19 protein-coding genes are annotated in these 22,513 nt (G+C 70.4%); 11 read left to right on the forward strand and 8 right to left on the reverse strand.

Features of this window, described 5'->3' with window-relative positions; all coding sequences use genetic code 11:
* Positions 1-9: 9 nt before the first annotated feature.
* The 8 genes from OG972_RS02920 (at position 10) to OG972_RS02955 (ending at position 7,813) form a co-directional block, all read left to right on the forward strand.
* The gene (locus OG972_RS02920) at positions 10-531 is read left to right on the forward strand and encodes a cupin domain-containing protein (protein ID WP_266978111.1); all 522 of its coding nucleotides are present in this window, start codon (positions 10-12) and stop codon (positions 529-531) included.
* Positions 524-1,279, forward strand: a complete 756-nt coding sequence (locus OG972_RS02925; protein ID WP_266978112.1) for an SDR family oxidoreductase — start codon at positions 524-526, stop codon at positions 1,277-1,279. Before OG972_RS02920 ends, OG972_RS02925 begins: the two co-directional genes overlap by 8 nt.
* 19 nt (positions 1,280-1,298) lie before the next feature.
* Positions 1,299-2,087, forward strand: a complete 789-nt coding sequence (locus OG972_RS02930; protein WP_266978113.1) for an SDR family oxidoreductase — start codon at positions 1,299-1,301, stop codon at positions 2,085-2,087.
* 9 nt (positions 2,088-2,096) lie between these two features.
* Complete coding sequence (locus OG972_RS02935; RefSeq protein WP_266978114.1) at positions 2,097-3,722, forward strand: thiamine pyrophosphate-binding protein; 1,626 nt, start codon at positions 2,097-2,099, stop codon at positions 3,720-3,722.
* Between the two features lie 37 nt (positions 3,723-3,759).
* A complete protein-coding gene (locus OG972_RS02940; RefSeq protein WP_266978115.1) occupies positions 3,760-4,695 on the forward strand; it encodes a PDR/VanB family oxidoreductase in 936 nt (311 codons plus the stop codon).
* A gap of 29 nt (positions 4,696-4,724) precedes the next feature.
* The gene (locus OG972_RS02945; protein ID WP_266978116.1) at positions 4,725-4,949 is read left to right on the forward strand and encodes a recombinase-like helix-turn-helix domain-containing protein; all 225 of its coding nucleotides are present in this window, start codon (positions 4,725-4,727) and stop codon (positions 4,947-4,949) included.
* Positions 4,950-4,951: 2 nt separating this feature from the next.
* On the forward strand, positions 4,952-5,968 hold the full coding sequence (locus tag OG972_RS02950; protein ID WP_266978117.1) for an aromatic ring-hydroxylating dioxygenase subunit alpha: 1,017 nt from the start codon (positions 4,952-4,954) through the stop codon (positions 5,966-5,968).
* Positions 5,969-7,192: 1,224 nt separating this feature from the next.
* Positions 7,193-7,813, forward strand: coding sequence for an L-threonylcarbamoyladenylate synthase (locus OG972_RS02955; RefSeq protein ID WP_266978118.1), 621 nt, complete (start codon positions 7,193-7,195; stop codon positions 7,811-7,813).
* A gap of 159 nt (positions 7,814-7,972) precedes the next feature.
* Here the strand turns inward: OG972_RS02955 and OG972_RS02960 are convergent, their stop codons facing one another.
* Positions 7,973-9,418: a cytosine permease gene (locus OG972_RS02960; protein ID WP_266978119.1), complete on the reverse strand. Its 1,446-nt coding sequence runs from the start codon at positions 9,416-9,418 to the stop codon at positions 7,973-7,975.
* A 69-nt stretch (positions 9,419-9,487) separates the two neighbouring features.
* On the opposite strand from OG972_RS02960, the gene OG972_RS02965 reads away from it, so the two are divergent.
* Together OG972_RS02965 and OG972_RS02970 are read left to right on the forward strand one after the other, a co-directional pair.
* Positions 9,488-10,213: a TetR/AcrR family transcriptional regulator gene (locus OG972_RS02965; RefSeq protein WP_266978120.1), complete on the forward strand. Its 726-nt coding sequence runs from the start codon at positions 9,488-9,490 to the stop codon at positions 10,211-10,213.
* Positions 10,214-10,234: 21 nt separating this feature from the next.
* On the forward strand, positions 10,235-11,896 hold the full coding sequence (locus OG972_RS02970; RefSeq protein WP_266978121.1) for an amidohydrolase: 1,662 nt from the start codon (positions 10,235-10,237) through the stop codon (positions 11,894-11,896).
* Between the two features lie 211 nt (positions 11,897-12,107).
* Here the strand turns inward: OG972_RS02970 and OG972_RS02975 are convergent, their stop codons facing one another.
* The 7 genes from OG972_RS02975 to OG972_RS03010 all read right to left on the reverse strand — a co-directional run bounded on the left by OG972_RS02975 (position 12,108) and on the right by OG972_RS03010 (position 22,174).
* Entirely contained in the window at positions 12,108-15,842 is a 3,735-nt protein-coding gene (locus tag OG972_RS02975; RefSeq protein WP_266978122.1) for a S8 family serine peptidase, read from the reverse strand.
* A 315-nt stretch (positions 15,843-16,157) separates the two neighbouring features.
* The gene (locus OG972_RS02980) at positions 16,158-17,102 is read right to left on the reverse strand and encodes a helix-turn-helix domain-containing protein (protein WP_266978123.1); all 945 of its coding nucleotides are present in this window, start codon (positions 17,100-17,102) and stop codon (positions 16,158-16,160) included.
* Positions 17,103-17,280: 178 nt separating this feature from the next.
* Entirely contained in the window at positions 17,281-19,914 is a 2,634-nt protein-coding gene (locus OG972_RS49190; protein WP_323135843.1) for a S8 family serine peptidase, read from the reverse strand.
* A 397-nt stretch (positions 19,915-20,311) separates the two neighbouring features.
* Complete coding sequence (locus tag OG972_RS02995) at positions 20,312-20,866, reverse strand: TetR/AcrR family transcriptional regulator (RefSeq protein WP_266978124.1); 555 nt, start codon at positions 20,864-20,866, stop codon at positions 20,312-20,314.
* Positions 20,859-21,695, reverse strand: coding sequence for an alpha/beta fold hydrolase (locus OG972_RS03000; RefSeq protein ID WP_266978125.1), 837 nt, complete (start codon positions 21,693-21,695; stop codon positions 20,859-20,861). The genes OG972_RS02995 and OG972_RS03000 overlap by 8 nt, the downstream gene beginning before the upstream one ends.
* A gap of 8 nt (positions 21,696-21,703) precedes the next feature.
* Positions 21,704-21,958 (reverse strand): hypothetical protein, encoded by a 255-nt coding sequence (locus OG972_RS03005; protein WP_266978126.1) that lies wholly within the window; start codon positions 21,956-21,958, stop codon positions 21,704-21,706.
* A 57-nt stretch (positions 21,959-22,015) separates the two neighbouring features.
* The gene (locus OG972_RS03010) at positions 22,016-22,174 is read right to left on the reverse strand and encodes an SDR family oxidoreductase (RefSeq protein WP_266978127.1); all 159 of its coding nucleotides are present in this window, start codon (positions 22,172-22,174) and stop codon (positions 22,016-22,018) included.
* A 47-nt stretch (positions 22,175-22,221) separates the two neighbouring features.
* On the opposite strand from OG972_RS03010, the gene OG972_RS03015 reads away from it, so the two are divergent.
* A complete protein-coding gene (locus tag OG972_RS03015) occupies positions 22,222-22,416 on the forward strand; it encodes a hypothetical protein (protein ID WP_266978128.1) in 195 nt (64 codons plus the stop codon).
* Positions 22,417-22,513 lie beyond the last annotated feature (97 nt).

Raw genomic sequence — 22,513 nt, forward strand, 5'->3', positions numbered from 1 at the left:
CTGTTCCCCATGCCTCTGACCACCACCGAGTACGACAACGGCGGCGACCTGTCCGCGTACACCGACTCCCTCATCGCCACCAAGAGCTCCCGCGTGGCGGACTTCGACACCCTCTCCTTCCAGGAGAAGGCCGGCCCGCAGTACCGTCGCGGCCAGATCCGGTATGTCGGTTCCGGTGCCACCGGCAACCACGAGAGCGACAGCCGCATCATCCCGTCCGGCGGTTTCACGTTCTCCAACATGCTGCTGCCGCCCGGCGCCGAGGGCCCGGCCCACACCCACCACGACGTCGAGGAGGCGTTCTTCGTCCTGGAGGGAGAGGTCAAGGTCGGCATCCACCGCGGTTCCGACGAGGCCGAGTACCGCACCCTCGGCTACCGCGACATGATCGTCGTCCCGGCCGGCGTGACCCGGTCGCTCAAGAACGAGGGCGACACCGACGCCCTGTTCTGCGTCGTCATCGGCACGCAGAAGCCGCAGGTGCCGACCTACCCCGAGTACTCGCCGATGCACGGCGTCACCCGTGGCTGACCAGCCTCCGGCCGACGCACGCACCGTCGTCGTCACCGGCGCGGGCCGTGGCCTGGGACTGGCCATGGCCCGCCGGGCGGGCACCGACGGCTTCCGGGTCGTCGTCGCCGAACTGGAACGGGAGCGGGGCGAGCACGCTGTCGCGGAGCTGCGCGCGGAGGGCTTCGACGCACACTTCGTACGCTGCGACGTCGCCGACCCCGCCTCGGTGGACGCGCTGGCCGACGCCGTGCGCGAGCTGGGCCCGCTGTACGGCCTGGTCAACAACGCGGCGCTCGCCAACGGCGTGGGCGGCAAGGAGTTCCAGGACATCGACGTCGAGGTGTGGGACCGGCTGATGACGGTCAACGCCCGCAGCCCGTGGCTGGTGTCGAAGACGCTGTATCCGCTCTTCGCAGGCCCCGGCCGCATCGTCAACATCGCCTCGGACGCCGCACTGTACGGATCCCCGCGCCTGGCCCACTACATCGCCTCCAAGGGCGCGGTCATCGCACTGACCCGGGCCATGGCCCGCGAGCTCGGCGACAGGGGGATCACCGTGAACGCGGTCGCCCCCGGACTCACCGAGTGCGAGGCGACCGAGACCGTGCCCGCCGAGCGGCACGACCTCTACCGCATGAACCGGGCCATCTCCCGGCCGCAGCAGCCCGACGACCTCACGGGGATCGTCTCCTTCCTGCTCGGCGAGGAGTCCCGCTACCTGACCGGCCAGGTGATCGCCGTCAACGGCGGCTTCACCATGAACTGAACTGTAGGAGAAACGAATTATGGATCTGGGCCTCGCCGACCGCACCATCGTGGTCACCGGCGGCAGCTCGGGCGTCGGCCTGGCCACGGTCCGCGCCCTCCTCGACGAAGGCGCCCGTGTCGCCACCTGCGGCCGCGACGCCGACCGGCTGGCCGAGGTGGCCGCCCGGCTCGGCGCCGGACGTGACCGCCTGCTGACCGGCGTGTGCGACGTACGGGACGCCGATGCGGTGCACGGCTTCGTCCGTCGCACCGCCGAGGAGTTCGGCGGCATCGACGGACTCGTCAACAACGCCGGACAGTCCCGAATGAAGGGTCTCGACGACTCCACCGCCGAGGACTGGCGCGACGAGCTGGAGCTGAAGTTCGCCGGGGTGCTGAACCCACTGCAGGCGGCTCGCCCGTATCTCGCCGCCTCCGGCGCGGCGAGCATCGTCAACATCAACGCGGTGCTCGCCAAGCAGCCGGAGACCCGGCTGATCACGACGAGCGCCGCCCGCGCCGGCATCCTCAATCTCTCCAAGTCCCTGTCGGCCGAACTGGCCGGCGACGGCATCCGGGTCAATTCCGTCTGCCTGGGACTCATCGACACCGGCCAGTGGACCCGACGCCACGCGGCCGCGGACTCCGGCAAGACCTACGAGGACTGGCAGGCGGAACTGGCCGCCGACCGGGGCATCGCGCTGGGACGCCTCGGCCGGGCCGAGGAGGTCGCGTACGCGATCGTCGCCCTGCTCTCACCCCTCGCCTCGTACATCACCGGCACCAGCATCGACGTCTGCGGCGGAGTCGGCCGCTCCATCCTCTGAGGAGACACCATGCGTTACGACAACGGAGGCGATCTCCTCGTCGCCGTCCTCCGCGAACTCGGCATCGACACCGTCTTCGGCATCGTCAGCGTGCACAACCTGCCGCTCGTCGAGGCCGTCGACCGCGAACTGCGGTTCGTCCCCGTCCGGCACGAGGCATCCGCCGTGAACGCCGCCGACGCCTACGGGCGGGCCCGCGGCACCCTCGGCTGCGCACTGACCTCGACCGGCACGGGGGCGGGCAACGCAGCCGGATCACTGATCGAGTCCCTGAGCGCGGGCAGCTCCGTGCTGCACATCACCGGCCAGGTGGAGAGCGAATTCCTGGGCAGCGGCCGGGGCTTCATCCACGAGACCAAGGACCAGCTCGGCATGCTGACCGCCGTCTCGGCGTACGCGGCGAGTGTGCCGGACGCGGAGCAGGCGGGCCGGATCCTGCGCGAGGCGGCCCACGCCACGCTGACCGCGCCGGGCGGTCCGGCAAGCGTGGAGTGGCCGATCGACCTCCAGTACGCGACGCAGACCGACGCACCCGCCGAGCTCCCCGCGCCCATCGTCCCCGCTCCGGCGGAGAGTGAACTGGCGGCCGCCGGAGCCCTCCTGGCCTCGGCGCGCCGTCCGCTGATCTGGGCCGGTGGCGGCGCCGTCACCGCCCGCGGCGAACTGGCCCGGCTGCTGGAGGCGACCGGAGCAGGACTGCTCACCTCGAACTCCGGGCGCGGAGCAGTGCCCGAGGACCACCAGCAGGTCATCGGTAACTTCGCCACCACCCCCGCGGTCCGTGCGCTGCTCGCCGACGCGGACGTACTGCTCACGATCGGCACGCACTTCCGCTCGAACGAGACCGCCGACTACACGCTGAAGCTCCCCGGAGCGCACATCCAGGTGGACATCGACGAGGCCGCGCTCGGCCGCGTGTACCCGGTGACCCACGCCCTGCACGGCGATGCGGCCGCCACCCTGACCGGTCTGCTGCCGCACGCCCGGCCCGCCGAGTCCGGCTGGGCGGACCGCGTCGCCGCCGTACGCACCGAGGCGCGGGCGACCCTGCACGACAGCATCGGCCCGCAGGCAGCGATCTGCGACGCGATCCGTGCCGCGCTTCCCCGCGAGGCGGTCGTGGCGCGCGACGTCACCATCCCGTCCAGCAGCTGGGGCAACCGACTCCTGGAGATGTACGACCCGTGTGACAACGTCTTCCCGCGCGGCGGAGGCATCGGGCAGGGGCTCGGCATGGGCATCGGCGCGGCGCTCGCCCGGCCCGACACGCCCACCGTCGTGATCGCCGGCGACGGCGGACTCGCCGTCCACCTCGGCGAACTCCTCACCCTCGCCCAGGAGCGGCCCCGCCTGACCCTGATCGTCTTCAACGACGGCGGCTACGGCGTACTGCGCAACATGCAGGACCGTTACGGCGAGCGCCGGTCCGGGGTGGATCTGGTCACCCCCGACTTCGAACTGCTGGCACGCGCCTGTGGGCTGCCGTATCTGCGGATCGCCGCCGAGGAGCACGCCGGACCGGTGCTCGGCGAGGCCGTCGCCTCTGGCGGGCCGACCCTCGTCGAGGTCGATCTGACGGCATTGGGCCCGATGAAGAACCCGTTCACCCCACCCGTGAGGATCCCGGGCCAGTAGCCCGGCCCCCGTACTGCCGGTAAGGAGGCAACAGGCCATGAGCGAGAACTCGCTGCAGCTGATCGTCCGTCGTATGACATGGGAGGCCGAAGGCGTACTGTCCGTCGAACTGACCGACCCCGACGGCAAACCCCTGCCCGCCTGGACGCCCGGCGCGCACCTCGATGTCCATGTCGGCGGCCAGGTCCGCCAGTACAGCCTGTGCGGCGACCCCCACACACCGGACGTCTACCGCATCGGCGTGCTCAACGAACCCGCCTCGCGCGGCGGTTCGCGATACGTGCACACACAGCTGCGTCCCGGGCAGCCGGTCACGGTCTCCGAACCGCGCAACCACTTCGCGCTGGAGGACGCCGACGCCTATGTGTTCGTCGCCGGTGGCATCGGGATCACCCCGCTGCTGGCGATGGCCCGGGAGGCCGCCCGCCGGGGAACCTCGTGGCGGATGGTCTACGGCGGCAGGGGCCGGACCTCGATGGCGTTCACCTCGGAACTCGCCTCGCTCGGCGGTGACATCACACTCGTCCCGCAGGACGAGCTGGGCCACATCGACCTGGACGCCGCACTCGCGGAGCTGCCCGGCGGCACGCTGGTGTACTCCTGCGGCCCCGAACCGCTGCTCACGGCCGTCGAGGAGCGCTGCCCCCAGGACCGGCTGCGCCTGGAGCGTTTCGCCGCACCGGTCGTGGAACGCACCGGCGACGACGAGGCGTTCGAGGTCGAGTGCCGCACCTCCGGGGTGACGGTCACCGTCGGCGCGGACACCTCGATCCTCGAAGCCGTGGAGAGCGCCGGGCTGAGCGTGCAGAGCTCGTGCCGCGACGGGATCTGCGGGTCCTGCGAGACCCGGGTGCTCGACGGCACCCCCGACCACCGCGACTTCCTGCTCAGCGAGGCCGAACACGCCGCCGGCGCCACGATGATGATCTGCGTCTCGCGGTGTGCCTCCGGACGACTCGTCCTCGACCTGTGACCCCTTCCCCCGCACTTTCAGGAGACACCGTGACCGACACCTGGCCGTACCTGGACGTCCACCAGTCCCGTACGCACGAGCCGACCCCGTACGAGTACAGGCTCGCCGCGACCCTCGAGGACGTCTTCACCAAGGAGGGCCACGAGCTGACCGACGTGGTCCGCGGGCTCAACGCCCGTCAGGTCCACGCCGCCGACGGCACACCGTGGACCGAGGAATCCTTCCGCGCCGAGATGAACCGACTGGGAGCCTGACCATGACGCTGTCGTCCTCCGCCACCGCGGACCACATCTACGCCACCGGTCTGCGCAACCAGTGGCACGCCGTCGTCCCCTCGCACTTCGTCGCCCCGGGTGCGATGCGCAAGGTGACCGCGCTCGGGGAGCAGTGGCTGCTGTTCCGCCGCTCCGACGGCACCCTGTCGATGCTCGCGGACCGCTGCCCGCACCGCGGCGCGCCGCTCTCGCTCGGCAAGCACCTCGGTGACCGGGTCGCCTGCTGGTACCACGGCGTCGAGGTCCGGACCGACGGCACGGTCTCCTCCGTCCCCGGACTGCCCGGCTGCAGCCTGGAGGGCAAGAAGCTGGTCGCCTCGCTGCCGGTGCGCGAGGTCGCGGGCGCGATCCTCGCCTACTTCGGTGACGAGGAGCACCCCGAGCCGGCCGCGCTGACGCTGCCCGAGCCGCTGACGGACCCCGGGGTGGACGCGTTCCTGTGCTACGCCGAATGGAACGTGCCGTGGCGGTACGCCGTGGAGAACCTGCTCGACCCGATGCACGGTGCGTTTCTGCACCACGAGTCGCACACGATGTTCGACGGAGACACGACAGCCAAGTTCCGCATCCGGGAGACCGGTCGCGGCTACTTCTTCGAGAAGACCGACCAGCGCGGCGTCAACTTCGACTGGGTGGAACTGTGCCGCACCGGCGTGGACTGGGTCGACCTGTCCATCCCGTACCCGCCGTCGGCCGGCCCCGGCGGACCGTTCGGCATCGTGGGCATGGTCTGCCCCGTGGACGAACAGCGAACGGGCGTCTTCTTCTGGCGCTACCGCCGCGTCGAGGACTGGCAGCGCGCGTCCTGGCGCTTCCTGTACAAGACCCTGATCGAGAAGCGCCATTGGGAGGTCCTGGAGCAGGACCGCGTGATGCTGGAGGCCATGCCGACCGACGCCGACCAGCGGGAGAACCTGTACCAGCACGACCTGGGCGTGGTCCGGCTGCGCCGGCTGTACCGCGCGGCGGCGGAGGCCCAGTCGTCGGCGGGCGCCTGAGAGCCTGTCGGGTGACCTTCGATCGGATAGCGGACGCGGTCTGGTGCGTGCGATTCCAAGGCGGCGGGATGTCCTCGGATGGGGTCTCCCCTGCTCGAACGAAGCTGAGAGCTTGGGGAAGGAGCTACTAGGATATTTCGGCAACGCGGGAAGCGTGCGTGCCAGGGCGTGGCCGCCCGATCAGAGGTCACCCGACAGGCTCTGAGAAGGACGGTGCCGGCAACGGCCCGGTGCGTGGCCTCGTTGCCGTCGCACATGACGTGTGGCCGCAGGACTGTCACTGCTCGCGGGAACCTGAGCCGTGTTACCCGACGATCCACTGCGCAACGCGGTCGCCGACCCGGGTGAAGCGCCGCATCTCGTCCGCCGGAACCACTCCCTCGGGCCCTGGCGGAACGGCCAGGGCCACGAGCCGGAAGATCGACCACGTATCCACCCGCCGCCGACCGCAGCGGGCGTGGCACGCGGAACCGCTCGTCTCCCTGAACACCGGCGAACAGCTCCGCAGCCCATTCGACACCTTCGGCGCTGCCTGCCGGCTTCAGGACAGCGCCGCCGGCGAAGACGCTCTGCCCCTGGCCGCCGGCCAACAGCACCGGCCGGCCCCGTCAGACCGAAAGCCGCAAGCACGCGAGGAGGAGGCAGCAACGCGGGCGTCACACCAGTCACGTCGAGCATCGTGCCGGACATGCCTCACCTCACGCATGCCGGTCTCGGCCCGAGGCGGCTATTCGGTACGCAGGGCGGTCGCCGTAGCGGTCCGAGCCGCCCAGCCGGCAGGAAGCATCGCCTGCCACGGCGATGACCGGTCAGCCCAGGATCAGCGGAATGAGGACGGGCAGGTGGTAGATCGCCATGTCGTCGGCCGGGATGACGGTGTCGGTCGCCCGGCTGCCCGGCGTTGGATGTTGACGGGGGTAACACGCGGGATCCTCCGTTCCACCTGGAACACATTGACGGTGTCGCCGTCATCGGTGAACCGACGACCTGCCCGGCTCTCGTCCGCAGGCGCCCGTGGGCCGGCTGCGGCGAACGTACGCGCGTGCACGCGTAGGTGGACCGGCACCTGCTGTCGGTTGGCGGGCGTACGCAGACAGACTCGTGAGATATCCGTTCGTCGGTCTGCTTCGCCGCCCGGGCCAGGACCAGGAAATCCCTCACCCCTCGCCCCTGTCCTCGCTCCTGTTCCCCACCACGGCAGTCCGGATCACATAAGCTCGAAGAATGGCGAAGTACTTCGACGTGCACCCCGAAAATCCTCAGCGGCGCACCATCAGCACGGTGGCTGACACCATCCGCTCCGGTGCGCTCGTCGCGTACCCGACGGACTCCTGCTACGCACTGGGATGCCAGCTGGGCAACCGAGACGGCATCGGCCGGATCCGTTCGATCCGGAACCTCGACGATCGTCACCACTTCACCCTCGTGTGCCAGGACTTCGCACAGCTGGGTCAGTTCGTACACGTCGACAACGACGTGTTCCGCGCGATCAAGGCAGCCACGCCCGGGAGCTACACCTTCATCCTCCCGGCGACGAAGGAGGTACCGCGTCAGCTGCTGCACCCGAAGAAGAAGACGGTCGGAGTCCGTATTCCCGACCATGTGGTCACCCAGGCCCTGGTCGCCGAACTCGGTGAACCTCTGCTGTCCAGCACCCTCCTCCTGCCCGACGAGGACGAGCCGATGACACAGGGCTGGGAGATCAAGGAGCGACTCGACCACGAGGTGGACGCGGTGGTCGACTCGGGTGACTGCGGCACCGAACCGACGACGGTCATCGACTTCTCCGAAGGCGAAGCCACGATCGTGCGCCGAGGAGCAGGAGACACCACCCGGTTCGAATAGACACGAACGGCCTGACCACGTGCGAGGCATGGGCCCGCGTGCCTGGCTCGGACGCCGCCCCGGGGCGGTCGGGCCCGGGACGTGTCCGGCCGCTCATGCTGCTCGCCGGAGTGCGCGGGGGTCGAAGATCCGCGCGAGGAAAGGCCCCCGACCGCCGCCTCATGCCCGCATCTCCGTGCCGGGCGCGGAGCGGGAGCGCCGCATCATGACCACGTAGAGCGCTGACGCCACGGCGATGCCGACAGGCAGAGCGAGGTCAACTCCGTCCAGGGCGCGCGCGAGCGGGCCGGCGTAGACGGTGTTCACGCAGAGGGCCGCCGCTGCGGTGCCTGCCGTGAGCGCGAGGGCGCCCGCCCAGTTGACGCCGGCGGTGAACCAGAAGGGGCTGTCGGGGGTCTCGTCGGTCAGCCCGGGGCCGTCATAGCGGTTGCGGCGCAGCAGGATGTCCGTGGCGTAGATGGCCATGCTCGGGCCGAGCAGGACGACGGTCAGCTGGAGGACGTTGCTGACGGTGTCGAGGAAGTTGGACACGAGCAGCGCGTACAGGGTCAGGGCGACACCGACGACTCCGTCGACGATGACGCTGAGGGAGCGGCGGATGCGGACGCCGACGGCCTGGAGCGCGAGGCCGGAGCTGTAGGCGGTCATGGCGTTGATGGCGATCGTCCCGAGCACCAGGGCGAGCAGGAAGACGGGGGTGAACCAGGTGGGCAGGATCGTCTCCAACGCGGTCTGCGGGTCGGTCATGTCGACCGCGGTCGCGGCCAACGCGCCCAGTGCGGTGACGACGACACTGGGCAGGAAGCCGCCGAGCGCGGTCCAGCCCACGATCGCCTTCGGGGATGTCGCCCGGGGAAGGTAGCGGGAGAAGTCGGCGCTGTTGGTGTACGAGAGCGGGCCCGAGGCGATGAGCGTGACGCCGCCCGCGAGGGCCGCCCACAGGCTGCCGCCGGTCAGCGGTTCGGCGGGCTCGTAGCCGAAGTCCGCGTGCCCGAGCACGCTGAAGGCCACGACAGCGAACGCCGCGGTGAGGACCACGGTGATCGGGAGGTAGAGCTTCACGATGGTGGCGTGGCCGTACACGCTGATGGCCAGCGTGAGCGCGGCAATACCCACCACGACTGCGGTCTTGACGCCCGTGTTCGGCGTGATGCCGGCCTTCTCGACGAGGGAGAAGGCGGCGAGCGCGGCCGCCGCCAGGTTGAGGGCGATGTAACAGATACAGATCACCCAGCCGGTGACCGCGATGTTCACCCGGTTGCCCCGGACGCCGAACATCGCGCGCATGATCACTTCGCTCGGCGTCCCCGAGGCCGGACCCGAGACGGCCAGCAGGCCGACCGGCACCCAGAACAGGTTGCCCACCACGATCACGGTGAGGGCCTGCCACAGGCTCAGGCCCATGAGTATCAGCGCACCGCCGACCACCAGGCTCAGGTAGTTGACGTTCGCCGCCGCCCAGACGGCGAACAGCTCCCGCGCACGGCCGTGTCGTTCCCGCTCGGGAATGTGGTCGATGCCGTGGACCTCGATGCGGCGCGCCCGGTCCGAGGACGGCGGTCCGTCGGCAGCGCCTGTGTTCGGGGCGGAAATCGTGGAAGCCATTGAGCCCTCCGAGTGCTGGGCGTACCCACCTGCTTGCTTATTGGTCGCACACTCAATAACATCACGGGTATGCCGTCAAGCGTCCAGCGCAAACGAATTCGAAAATCACCGGCGGACCGACGTGCGGAAATCGTCGACGCGGCCGCCACCGTCGCCCTGACAGAAGGGCTGGAGTGCATCACTCTGCGGCGGATCGGTGAAGAGCTCGACGTCCGCCCGGGGCTGATCAGTCACTACTTTCCAGCAGTGGAAGACCTCGTCGGCGAGGCATTCGGCAGCGCCGCGAGCGCCGAACTCGACCGCCTCGTCCCGGCGGACAGGCCCGACGGGACCCCCGTCCAGCACCTCGCACGCTTCTTCGCTCACGCAACAGGAGAGGCCTACGACGACATCAGCCGGCTCTGGATCAACGCCCGGCACCTGAGCCGCTACCGGCCCGTCCTGCGCGACCGGGTCGGCACGCAGGAGGAGGCCTGGCGCGGACGGCTCGAAGGCCTCATCCGTGAGGGGGTCGCGCGCGGCGATTTCCGCACGGAGGACCCCTATGTGACGACCATTCAGATCCTGGTGGTGATCGACGGCCTCGGCGCCCACGCCAACACCGACACCGACACCAGCAACCGTCCGCCCGCGGTGATGCGCATGGCCGTCGCCATCGCGGAACGCGAACTCGGCCTGCCGAGCGGCATGCTCACCCGCCTCGCCGACGAACTCGGTACGGGCCCGGCCGGCGCGCCCGCGACAGCCGGCGACGACGACCTTCCCGCTGCCGGGCAGCCGGCCACCCCCAACTGACCATTCCTCGAAGGAGCCGCTGTGCGCGCCCTCCCCCAAGCTCTCGACTTCGCTCGAGCAGGGCGGGACCCCCTTGTCCTGCTTTCCGCCCGTCTGCTCGACCCGGTCACCGGCGAGCTGCTGCCGGACACCGCCCTGGCCGTGTCCGGAGGGCGTATCGCCGCCCTCGGCGACGACCGGCAGATACGTTCGCTGGCAGACTCCTCGACCACGGTGATCGACCTGAAAGGGGCCGTGGTGACTCCCGGCCTGGTCGACGGGCATCTTCACCCGGTCTCCGGGGCCGAACTGACCCAGGGACTGGACCTGTCGGGTTGCGCCGGCCTGGAAGAGGTACGCGAAGCCCTGGCCCGGGAGGTCCGGACCCTCGCGCCCGGAGCTTGGCTGCACGGGTGGGGTCTGGACCCGAACGTCTTCGGGGACCGGCCCATCGAGGCTGCCGCCCTCGCCCCCGTACTGGACGGCGTTCCGGCCCTCCTCCAGCTCTTCGATGCCCATTCCATGCTGGCCAGCCCCCGCGCGCTCGAACTCGCCGGCGTCGACGGGCCGCGCAGGTTCGATCAGGCCGCCGAGATCGTCTGCGACGAGGCGGGCCGGCCGACGGGCCTGCTGCTTGAGGACGCCGCCTGCGAACTCGTGGAGCGCGCGGCCCCCCGGCCCACGCACGCGGAGCGCCGGGCCCGCCTCGCCGCCGCGCTGCGGAGCATGGCCGCCGCCGGTCTCACGGGCGGTCACGCCATGGACGCCAACGGCGACAGCCTCGCGCTCTACACCGACCTCGACGCGGCCGGCGAGCTGCCGCTGCGGCTGCGGGTCGCGCCCTGGTGCCAGCCCGGTACCGACGCCGACGCGTTGCGCGCCCTCATCGAGGAGCAGGGCACCGGGGGCGGGCTCTGGCGCACCGAGGGCGTCAAGCTCTTCATGGACGGCACCATCGACAACGGCACCGCCTGGCTGGAACGCCCCGACTGCCACGGCGAGTCCACGCACGCCTTCTGGCCCGACCCCGATGCCTACACCCGCATCGTCGGCGAGCTCCACCGGGCCGGGGTCCCCACCGCGACCCACGCCATCGGTGACGCGGCCGTCCGGCACGTCCTCGACTCCGTCGACAAGGCTCTGGCCGCGGGCGATCGCGTGGTTCGGCACCGGATCGAGCACATCGAGACCGTGCCCGACGACACCCTGCGCCGCTTCGCCGAGCTCGGCGTCGTGGCCTCCATGCAGCCCACCCACTGCTGCGACTTCACCCGGGCCGACCACACCGACAACTGGTCCCGCCGCCTCGGTGAGGAGCGCGCCTCCCGCGCCTGGCGCTGTCGCGATCTCTGGGACTCCGGCGCCACCGTCGTCCTCGGCTCCGACTGGCCGATCGCTCCCTATCCCCCGCTGGCCGTCATGGCGGGAGCCCGCCACCGCCGCCCCAGCCGCGATCTCACCCAGCCTCCGCACGGCCCCGACCAGGCACTGACCGCCCTGGAAGCCCTCCAGTCCATGACCATCAACCCGGCCTACGCGGCGGGCGAGGAACACGAGGCCGGCCGGCTCGCCGTCGGCCACCGCGCCGACCTCACGGTCTTCGCGGACAACCCCCTCACCACTCCCGCCACCGATCTGCCCGAACTCCCTGTGGTGCTCACCGTCCTCGACGGCCGGCCCACCCATCGCGACCCGAGCCTCTGATCGGTCATGCCGGCTGACGCGCGGCCGGCGGTCCTGGAGGCCGGTTCCACAGGCCCGGACCACGCGGCGCGGGAACGTCGGCCGACCGCACGGGCGTCGGTCCTCGCGCAGCTGACCGCGGCAGCGAGCGCTGCCGCGGTCAGCTCCATGTGCTCAGCACACGCGGCAGGTGGGAGCCGTGCCGCCGACTGCGCGGCTCCCACCCGGTCGGCTACTTCCGCACGCCGACCGCGCGGATGATCTCCTGCTTGACCGAGCCGCCCTTGTCGTCGGCGGCCGAGGCCCGCACGGAGATGTACCGCGCGTCGTCCGGCACCTGCACCGAGCCGGCCCAGGCGGCGGACTTGCCGCGTACGCCATCGAGTGCGACGGATGTCCACGTCGCGCCGTCGTCGAAGGAGACCTCCAGCGTGGAGCCGTTGATCCTCCCGGTGTCCGACGCGTCCTTGACGTACTCGGAGAAGATCCCGAAATCGAGACGCTTTCCGGCGGGCACATCACCATGCAGGTCGGTGTCGACGTCGAACCCGAGGTTGAGCATCGGCAGATACGTCCACCGGTCGGCCGGCGTGGCGGACGACTTGAAGGTCCATTCGGAGTGGCCCTTCGTGGCGAGCCGCCAGACGTCTGGGTCCAGGGTGGTGTCGGTGACCACCTTGAAGTCCTGCTCGGTCGGCTTGACGTCCCGGGCGTACGCCCCCGAGCTGCGCTTGCGGTCGACCCGCACCCCGTCCACGTACACCTCGGTGAACTGAGTCATCGAGCTCTCGTTATACACATCGCCGAAGCCGGTGTGGTCCGGTCCCGAGTCGCCCCAGCCCGGCGTGTTGAACTGCAGGTAGTTGCCCGCGCGCTGCTGGCCCCAGCCGAGGCCGGTACCCAGCCACGGGTGCCAGACAGGCTTGAACCAGTCCGTCCCGGAGCGGGTGCCGCCGCGGTAGTGCACGACGCCGCTGCGCTCCTCGATGGCGCCCGGGCCGTTGGACATGGACTCGTGCCAGCCCTCGCCAGGGCCGGAGCTGATGTAGTCGGTGCGCTCCGCGGGGAACTTGATCTTCTCCTGGAATCCGATGCCGTAGGGGAAGCTGTCGGTGATCGAGTAGCGGAACTCGCCGCCGTCGGCGGCCTTCGTCGCGTGGAACTTGTTCTTGACGACGGCCAGTTCGCTCCTGTCCGGCCGGTACGTCAGATCGGCGGGGATCGCCCCCGGGTATCCCTCGGTGAGGTCGTAGACAAACGGGGTGAACTGAGTACCGGTCAGGTCCACGCCCCGGCCGAGCCGGGCGGCCTCGATCAGTCGCGCCCCGTCCGCCGCGTTCACCGTCGCGATGTACAGCGGACGTGTCGCCCCGCCGGCCCCGCTGAAGTTGGCCATCAGCCGCCCGGGAACCTCGTCGGTGACAAGCAGGGCCTTGGCACCCGCGTCCTGCGCGTTCTGGGCCAGCTCGGCGGGCGTGATCGCGTCGGTGCGGCGCACGACGACCGCGTCGCCCGTCACGTCCTTGCCGGCGTAGTCGGCGGGGCTTCCAGTGCCCGCGTCCACCAGGGACATTCGCTTCCGCCCGGTGAACAGATCCGATCCGTACTGGACGGCCGTCTCGCCGAGCTGCCGGCCGCCTGCTTCGACATCGAGTTGCGGCTTGCCGAGCCGCCAGACGGTCCGGTACTCGAAGGTGCCTGTGGCGGGCTTGCGGGTCGGCGCGGCGAAGATGCTGTCGTACTTCGGCGGGACCTGCACGGCCGGCGCGAAGGACTCGCCGTTCGCGGACCGGTTGAACTTCATGATCAGCTGACGGGTCTGGGTCCGCTGGTCCACCTCGGCCCGGATCTCCCGCAACTTCGTTCCGTCGAGGGTGACTTCGCGGTCGCGGTCCATGGTGACCTCGGGCTCGGTGAGCAGACCGAGGCCGAGCGAGTCCTTGCCCTTGCTGCCACGCACATCGAGGAAGCTGGACAGGGTGTACATGCCCGGCTTCACGCGCAGCTTGAGCGTGCCGGATTCGCCGACCGAGGCCGGGATGACCGACGTGTCCTTGGCCAGCTGCTTTACAGCCACGTATGCGGCGGATGGGGCACCGTCGCGGTCCTTGACGTGGACGGTGAGGTTGTAGCGCTCCTCCTCCTTGGTCAGGCCGAAGGCCGTGTGCGCCACCACTGTGTCGCCGTCCTTGGCGACGATCCGGCCGGAGGTGGCGCCGACGGGCGCGGCGGTGCCGTCACCGGTGACCGTGGTCTGCGCGGTGCCGTGCGCGGGCACGGTGAGGGTGGAGTCGGCGAGGGTGACCACGCCGGTGGGAGCGCCCTCGGCGGTCAACGCCAGGGTGACCGGCCGGTCGGAGGCGTTGGTGTAGGTCAGCGTCTTCGTGACCGGCTTGTTCGCCTCGTAGGGCCAACTGGTGAATCCGAGGTCGGCGCTGCCGGTCGCGGTGATCTGCGCGGCGACCGCGGACGGGACGTCCACGCGGCCCGCACCCACCTCGTACGACGTGCCGCTGATCTGCTTGGACGTGCTCATCAGCCCGTCCTTGAGCTGCTGTCCGCTCCAGTCGGGGTGCTTCTCGGCGAGCAGCGCCGCCACGCCCGCGACGTGCGGGGTGGCCATGGACGTACCGCTCTTCGATGTGTACGGGCCGCTGCCGCTCACGAGCTGCGAGCGGGCCGCGAGGATGTCCACGCCCGGCGCGGACAGGTCAGGCTTCAGCGCGTTGTCGCCGAAACGCGGACCCTGACTGGAGAAGGGGGCACGCCGGTCGGCGGAGTCAACCGCGCCGATCGTCAGTGCGGAGTCGGCTGCGCCGGGGGAGCCGATGCTGCCGGGGTAGCCGGCGTTGCCGGCCGCGATCACGAACAGGGCGCCCGTGTCCTTGGAGAGGGTGTTCACCGCCTGGGCCATGGGGTCGGTGCCGTCACTGCCCTGCGACGATCCGAGGCTCATGGAGACGATCTTGGCCTGGACGTCCTTGGCCGCCCACTCCATACCGGCGATGATCTGCGATTCGGATCCGAAACCCTGGTCGGTGAGAACCTTGCCGACGGCGAGCGTGGCGCCGGGCGCGACGCCCTTCTCCTTGCCGTCGGACGCAGCACCGCTGCCACCGACAGTGGAGGAGACATGCGTGCCGTGCCCGTTCCGGTCGGCGACCTCCTGCCCCTCGATGAAGCTCTTGGTCTCGCTCACCCGGTCCTTGAGATCGGGGTGGGTCAGGTCCACGCCCGTGTCGAGGACGGCAACCTTGACACCCTTGCCGGTCAGCCCGGCCTCCCAGGCCGCGGGGGTGCCGATCTGGGCGTTGCTGGTCTCCATCGCGGCGTCGACGCGGGCGTCCAGCCAGATCTTTTCGACGCCGCCCGACAGACGTATACGGCCCGAAGTCGCGCTGCGCGCCTGGGAGGTGACGTCCGGTGCGACCGTGCGCCAGAACTCCCCGGACGTCGATGCCTCCAGGGCCGCGCCGCCCACGCTCGGAAGACCACGGACCTGGCGGGCTCCGTGGGGCGTCGCGCTGCGGGCGTTCTTCGTGTACGTCACGATGAGCGGGAGGCCGTCGGACGACGGGTCACCGAGCCCCTGCTCGATCAGAGCGGTGACGTCGAAGAGCTCGGCGTCGAGGACGCCCGCCTGGAGGTAGGGCCGGGCCTCGTCAGGTACGACGGTGATCCGGCCGTCGGATATCTCACTGCGAACCGCTCCGGTCGCGCCCTTGGGACGCTCCACGGCGACCGACTTCCGGCCCGCGCCGAGGTCGGTCACGGTCACCTGGTCACCGGTGATCAGGGTGACGGTTCGCGCGGTGCTGGGTGCGTGCACGGGTGACGTGGCACGGTCGGTGCCCGCCCCCGCCGTCCCCGTTGCCCCGGCTGCGACGGCCTGCCCGGCCGGCAGCAGTACGAGCGACACCCCCACTGCGAGCAGCCGGGATCTCCGCCTCGCGGATAATCTGGTCATGGATGACTCTCCTCCACGCACCCGGTGAATGGGTGGTTCCGGGTGCTGCGAAGAGTTTTCGCGGCGGCACCGTGCGTGTCGACCCTTCTGCCCTGGCGGATAGCTGCCTTGGCGGAGACCCGTCAGCGACGGCCGCGGAGCACGGACTCGCCCTACGGCCTCCCCCACGGCAGGGAGTGGATCAGCGAGCGGCGTCATGCGGCTTCGATTGCAAGGCGGAGGAGGGAGTCGACGCGGAGCGTCGGTGACTGACGACAACGCGGCAAGCGGAGTCGCAGGGCGTCGGGAGCCCACTCCCTGTCACGGGGGAGGCCGTTACGCCCAGCCGTGGTGGCGGGCGTACCAGCCGAGCTGGATGCGGGTGGTCGCCCCGGCCTGGACCATCAGCCCCTGGATGCGCCGCTGCACAGTGCGCGCCGACATGTCCACCTGCGCGGCCACCGCATGGTCGGTGAGACCGGCGAGCAGAAGACGCAGTATGCGGGTGTCCAGGACATCGATCCCGTGGTGCGGTTCGCCGTAGGGGCGGGCCCGTTCCCACACGGCGTCGAAGAGGGCCTGAGCAACGTTGGCGAGTCCGCCGCGCAGGACGAGGCTGGGGTCGACGTCGCTGCCGGAGCCGTGCAGCGGAAGCATCGCCATCTCGCCGTCGCAGACGATGAGCTTGAGCGGTACCCCGTCGACCGTCCGGATCCGCATGCCCCGGGCAAGCGACTCGTCCACATTGTCGGCCGCGCTCGGTTCGCCCAGGAACGACTGGTCGATGACGGCGCGCACCAGCAGGCCGCGCGACAACACGGTCGGCTCCTCGGTGTTCTCCGGGCCGACCACCTGGACGTCGCCGGTGACGAACGTGTCGATGGCGTGCCGGGAGGAGAGCTGGAGCTGGAGGTACCGCTGGCGCACGGCATCCCGCCCCTCGACGACCTCCACGAGATCGCGCTGCGCGCGTCCCATGGACCCGGTCCGGTAGGTCTCGACCAGCTCGGCGAGAGCGAGTTCCGCTCGGTGGAGGCGGATGCGGCGCTCGGTCAGTTCCGTGCCGAGCGCGACCGACGGCGGCGCGGCGACATAATGGCCGCTTCCGGGCTGTCTGTTGACCAGGGCGCGAGCCGCGAGCGAGTTCAATGCGTCCGCGATCTCCGCGTCGGGGGCGGCCGCCGCCGCGGCCACCTCGGCGAGCGAGGCCGAGGGCCGCTCGATCAGCACCCTGTATACGGATTCCTCGCAGGCGCCGAGCCCGAGATCTTCCAGTGCCAAAGCCACCCTCCGGTCCGTGTGTACCGCCGGATTCTCGCAGCTCGGCCCGGCGCACCCGACCGCGGGGCCCGGACGGTGCAACCGGAGCCGTCGAAACCGCGGCGGCCGGTGAGCCTGCCCCGCCGGGCAGGCCCACCGGCTGTCCGCCGAGCCGGTATGCCGTGGGGCGGTCGCGCGGTCAGCGGACCAGGGTGACCTCCGGGGAGGTCCAGATCTGGGTGCTCGGTGACTTCTGCGGGTCGCCCAGCGCCTTGTCGAAGACGAGGCGCAGCCGGTACGTGCCGGCGGGCGCCGGGGTACCGTCGGCACGCGTGGCGTCCCAACTGTAGAACGCCACCCCGGTGCCCGCGCCGGAATTACGGGTCACCCACGACGCGTCGTACGGGGTGTCGATCACCTCGCCATGGGTGTCGAGGACCTGGAGCCGCATCCGCTCCAGCAGGGGGAAGCCGTGGGACAGCATGACCCAGGCCTTGTCGTTGGCCGTGGACGTGTCGGTGAGGTCGACGGTGGTGGGCACACTCTTGCCGAAGGTGAAGTAGGCGGGACGCAGCGCCGGGTTGTCCAGCGTCTTGTTGATCGAGGTGAAGGTGGGGTTGATCGCCGACACCGCGTCGAAATCGCCCGCCATGCCCAGATACGGCACCCGGATCTCCGGGGCCGTCGAGTCGGACCGGGTGAACTCCACCCAGCCGCCGAACAGGGTGCCCTCGGCGACGTCGCGGGGCTGCCTGATGTTCACGGTGACGGTACGGCTGCCGTGCGCGGCCACGGTGATCCTGTCCCGGTCGTCGACCTCGGCGTCGCCTGTGGCGTCGGTGGGCTGCCACTCGCTGGTGTACGGCGGGGCTGCGGACACGGCGGCGCTCTGCCCGACCCGGTAGGTCACCGGACGGGCGGTCGGATTGTGGACCGTGATCTGACGGGTCCGTTGCCGGCCCTCGAGGTCGCCCAGGGCGAGTTCGGACGGCGTTGCCGTCACGGTGTCGCCGGAGACCGACGCCAGTGCGGCGACCGCGTCGACCCGGCCAGCGCCCTGCTGGGCGACGGGCTGCCGGCCGCGCTCGTGATCACCGGTCATGGCGAGCGGAGTGGCCGTGTTCTGCAGCGCGGTCTGCACCTGGGCCGGAGTGAGATCCGGCCGGGCCTGGAGCAGCAGGGCGACCACTCCCGCGACGTGCGGGGACGCCATCGAGGTACCGGACATGACGCCGTACCAGTCCTGGCCCGGGGGCAGCGCGGACAGGATGTACCCGCCGGGAGCGGCGACGTCCGGCTTGAACTCCAGCTCGTTGCCCGGGCCCCAGGAGGAGCTGGGATCCATCAGTCCGGCGGCGTCGGCGGTCATCGGTGCACCGGCGTACGCCCCCCAGGACAGCTCGGTTCCGGCCGGCGCGGCCTTGATGCGCTCGGCGTCCCGTGCACGGATCCCCACCACGGGGATGCCGATGCTGCCGCAGCAGGGCGAGAACGGCAGCGCATCCGGATCGGTGCCCGACGGGTTGTAGTGGACCGCGGCGATTGCACCCGCGGCCTCGGCGGTGCGGGCCAGGTCCATCACCCGGCACTTGAACACGTCGGTACCGGTGTACTCGGCGAACAGCGCGATCTTCCCTTGGAGGCTGCCGGCGGGAAGCGGGTCGCAGCTCGACGGTATGACGGTCACCGGGTGCGCGCCGGTCGAGGGAGCGGCCGGGGCCCGCCCGGAGTCCAGGTACGGGACGGGAGCAGAGGAGCCGTCGCCGAGCGTGAACGCGAGGAACGGGTAGCGGCTGCTGTAGGTGCTGCCGACCGCGATCGCCCCGTCCGCCACCGCGGGCGCCGCCGCGTTGAACGGACCGGCGTAACCGTTTCCATTGGCGACGACCGTGGGAACGCCGGAGTCCACCAGGTGGTTCACGGCGAGCGACAGCACACTGCTGCTGCGGTTACCGGTTGCGCCGAGGCTCATGTTGACGACATCCACCCCGTCGGCGGCGGCTCGGTCGAGGGCGGCCAGAATGATGGCGTCGGTCGGTGAGTTCTTCGTACCGAACACCCGGTAGGAGCGCAGTGTCGCGTCCGGGGCGACGCCCTCGATGTGCGTGTCGTCCCCGGCGACGATGCCCGCGACATGGGTGCCGTGCCCGGCAGCCGGGCCGAACTTGTCGTCGTACGGGTCGGCGTCCTCGTCCGCGAAGTCGTAGCCGCCGACCACCTTCGCGTTGGGGAAGCCCCCGCCGCCGAGGGCCGGATGGTCGTACGCGATACCACTGTCGATGATGCCGACGGTGACACCCTTGCCCGTGTAGCCCAGGCGATGGGCCTGCGGGACGCCGGTGAGATCCGTGGCCGTGACGATTTCCCGGCCCGACGGGGCCGCATCGCCGGACCGTGCGTCATGGCCCGCCTGGGCGACGGCCTTTGCGAGGACGTCCTTGGACACCGGGGTGGGCTTTTCGGGCATCTCGTACGTCACCGGCTCGGTGACCTGGGCCACACCAGGGAGTTCGGTCAGTCGGCCGGTCTGACCCGCGGGCACCTCGACGAGGAGACCGTTGACGACATTGCGGTACTGGCGTTCCACGGACAGCGCGATGCCCGCGTCGTGCGCGGCGTCGATCAGTGTCCGCTGCGCATGGGAGACCGTACGGCGGGCCGTTGCCCGGTCCTGCGGGGCGGCCTGCTGCGCGGCCGGGGCGCTGTCGAGCGTGACGATGCGCGTCACCCACGGCCCGGACCGGTCGTCCGAGTCCGCGTGCGCCAGGTCACCGGGCAGGATGAGCGAGACGAGGAGCAGCGCGGACGCTGCGGATATCGAGTGTCTGTACACGACGGTCGATCAAATGTGACCGGCCCCGGAAGGGCAACGGTCACCGCGTGTCGAGTCTCCGCCATGGCGGAGACTCGACGTCCCTCGTCCCCGATCTCGTCACAGACGTCCTCACCCGCAACTCGCCACATCAGCCTGTGGCCGCCCGGTCAGAGGTCACCCGACAGGCTCTGAGGTGGGAAAAGGCTCCATAAGAGTGCCTGGCAGCAGGCAGCGCGGGTGAAGGAGCGGGGCTGGGGTGCGTGCATCGCAAGGCGGAGGATTGAGCCAACGCGAAGGGGGTCCCCCATGCCCCTTCAGGACTATGGGGAAGTTGGTGATGGACGACAACGCCGCGAGGTGCGTGCACCGGCCCCGCGACGCCTACTGCCGGGCACTCTTACTCATCACGGCCTGTTCAGTGAGGTGCGTGCAGGCCTGTGATCATCATGTGGATCAGCAGGTCGTAGCTCTCGTCCAGCTTCTCCGGGAGCCCGAACGCGCCCTCGGCCTCCAGAACTGCGAAGCCGTGAACGGCCGCGCGCAGACAGCGGGCTGCGTGGATCGCTGCGGAGTCTGCCATGCCATACGCACGGAAAGTGGCGAGCATGATGTTGATCAATCGCGTCCCCGCCTCGACCGTGCGAGGCTCGGGCGTCTGGACGAGTGCCGAGTAGCGGTGCGGGTGCCGCAGCACGTAGTGCCGCCAGGCCATCATGAGCGCGCGGATCGCCTCGTCGGCGGAGCGGCCCAGCACGGCTTCACCGACCTGGTCCGCGATCTCGTTCATGATCCGCGCCGACATGAGGTCGCGCAGCTCGGCCAGATTACGCACGTGCTTGTAGAGGGACGGGGTGGCGACGCCTGCCCGGCCGGCCACCGCCGACAGGGTCAGGGCGGCGGGACCGCTCTCGTCGGTGATCAGCAGCGCGACATCGACGACGGCGTCCGTGGTGAGCGTGGTCCTAGCCACGTGCGCCGGCCTTGAGGAAGGCCAGGATGGCCGTGGCGACTTCGGCCGGGAACTGGACGTGCGGGTAGTGACCAGCGCCTTCGATCATCTCGAGCCGACCGAGCCCTGCGGGCATAGCGGCCACAATGCCCTCTCCTTCGGCCCTGGGGTCGGCCCAGTCAGGGTCGAGGGTGCCCTGGATGACCAGAGCGGGGCACTGGATGGCGTCGAGACATGCGCCGGCGTCCGTGGGCGCGGACATTCCCATCTTGCTGACGACTGCCATCCGGCCCGGCCTGCGCAGGTCGGTGTCGAGGGCGGCGACATGGTCGGCGTAGCCGGCGGGCTTGACGCCCGGGTAGGCGTGATCGAGGTAGCGCTTCCACAGCCCGACGCTGCGCAGCAAGCCGGCGCCCATGAGCAGACTCATGCCCTTGCGGTAGCGGGCTCGGGAGACCAGAGCTCCCACGTTGATCTTCTGCGCGCGGGTGAACGGGCTGATTTCGACGATGGCGCTGACCAGTTCGGGCTCCTTGGCCGCTGCGATGGTGGCGGCGCCGCCGGCGAAGGAGTGGCCCACGACGACGGCGGGGCCGCCCAGGTGTCTGATCAAGGCGAGGAGATCGGCCGCGGCGTCGGTACGGGTGTAGGACGCCCAGCCGGTGCTGGACTCACCGTGACCGCGCTGGTCCATGCTCGCGACCCGCAATCCGGCCGTCGCAAGCCGGGCAGCCACATCGCGGTAGGCCGCCCTGTTGTCACCCATGCCGTGGGCGAGCACGACCAGCGGACCCTCGCCCTCCACGCCGTATGCGAGCCGTCCGCCGCCAATCGCCAGGAAGTCAGCCATATCCACCCTCAGAAGCTAATCGATGTAGCCCTAAGGCTAACGTCATTAGCCATCTTCGTCAACTCCCGTTCCTGGGGCGCCAGCACCTGGTAGAGCTCGCGTGTGCCCGCCTTGTCAGGAGTACGTCCCGGCTGCAGCGTGTGGTCCAGAAAGCCGTCGGCGAAAAGCTCGTCGAAGAGGGCGAAGCCGCCGCCGCCCTGTACCTCCTCTGTGTTGCGACGGACGACCGCCTTGGCGGCCTCGCTCAGATTGTTCTCGTTCATGGGATTCCTTCGTGGAGAGGTGCGGTCGGTCCCGCGGTCACAGGTCGGGAGCAGGTGTCAGATCACCGTGGTCAGGCCGCCGTCGACGACGAGGGCGGCTCCGGTCACATAACTCAGCAGATCCGATCCGAGATACGCCACGGCGTCACCGATCTCGGACGGCTGCCCCAAGCGCCGCAGCGGAGTCCCCTGCCGGAACCCGTCCGCGGCCTGCACGATGTCGGGTGTGGACCGCAGCAGATGGGTGTCGATGGTGCCCCGCGGTGCTGGTCACGGACCCCGGCCAGGCCCTGCCGCCGGACCCGAGCCACGTCCGCCGCCTCGGACCCGGGCCACGTCCGCTGCCGCGCCACCACACCGAACCTGTGAGCCTGCGCCGGCACGTCCTTGCCGCCGGGCGCGACAAGCTGCTGCCGGTCACCTGGCGCGGCCGAGGCGAGTCGGCGCGGAAGGCGTAGACGTCCCTGTTCGCGCACAGCACGAGGCGGCCGTCGGGGGTGAACTCCAGGGCGCTGATTCTGGCCGGGTCGGGCACGGTGAAGGTTGGAAGTGCTG

Source organism: Streptomyces sp. NBC_01669 (genome assembly GCF_026339735.1).
Taxonomy (GTDB): Bacteria; Actinomycetota; Actinomycetes; order Streptomycetales; family Streptomycetaceae; genus Streptomyces; species Streptomyces yanii.

Coding starts and splice junctions, on each gene's coding strand:
- OG972_RS02920 (WP_266978111.1), top strand. CDS start 10: ATGCCTCTGACCACCACCGAGTACGACAACGGCGGCGACCTGTCCGCG.
- OG972_RS02930 (WP_266978113.1), top strand. CDS start 1,299: ATGGATCTGGGCCTCGCCGACCGCACCATCGTGGTCACCGGCGGCAGC.
- OG972_RS02935 (WP_266978114.1), top strand. CDS start 2,097: ATGCGTTACGACAACGGAGGCGATCTCCTCGTCGCCGTCCTCCGCGAA.
- OG972_RS02940 (WP_266978115.1), top strand. CDS start 3,760: ATGAGCGAGAACTCGCTGCAGCTGATCGTCCGTCGTATGACATGGGAG.
- OG972_RS02950 (WP_266978117.1), top strand. CDS start 4,952: ATGACGCTGTCGTCCTCCGCCACCGCGGACCACATCTACGCCACCGGT.
- OG972_RS02955 (WP_266978118.1), top strand. CDS start 7,193: ATGGCGAAGTACTTCGACGTGCACCCCGAAAATCCTCAGCGGCGCACC.
- OG972_RS02960 (WP_266978119.1), bottom strand. CDS start 9,418: ATGGCTTCCACGATTTCCGCCCCGAACACAGGCGCTGCCGACGGACCG.
- OG972_RS02965 (WP_266978120.1), top strand. CDS start 9,488: ATGCCGTCAAGCGTCCAGCGCAAACGAATTCGAAAATCACCGGCGGAC.
- OG972_RS02975 (WP_266978122.1), bottom strand. CDS start 15,842: ATGACCAGATTATCCGCGAGGCGGAGATCCCGGCTGCTCGCAGTGGGG.
- OG972_RS03000 (WP_266978125.1), bottom strand. CDS start 21,695: ATGGCTGACTTCCTGGCGATTGGCGGCGGACGGCTCGCATACGGCGTG.
- OG972_RS03005 (WP_266978126.1), bottom strand. CDS start 21,958: ATGAACGAGAACAATCTGAGCGAGGCCGCCAAGGCGGTCGTCCGTCGC.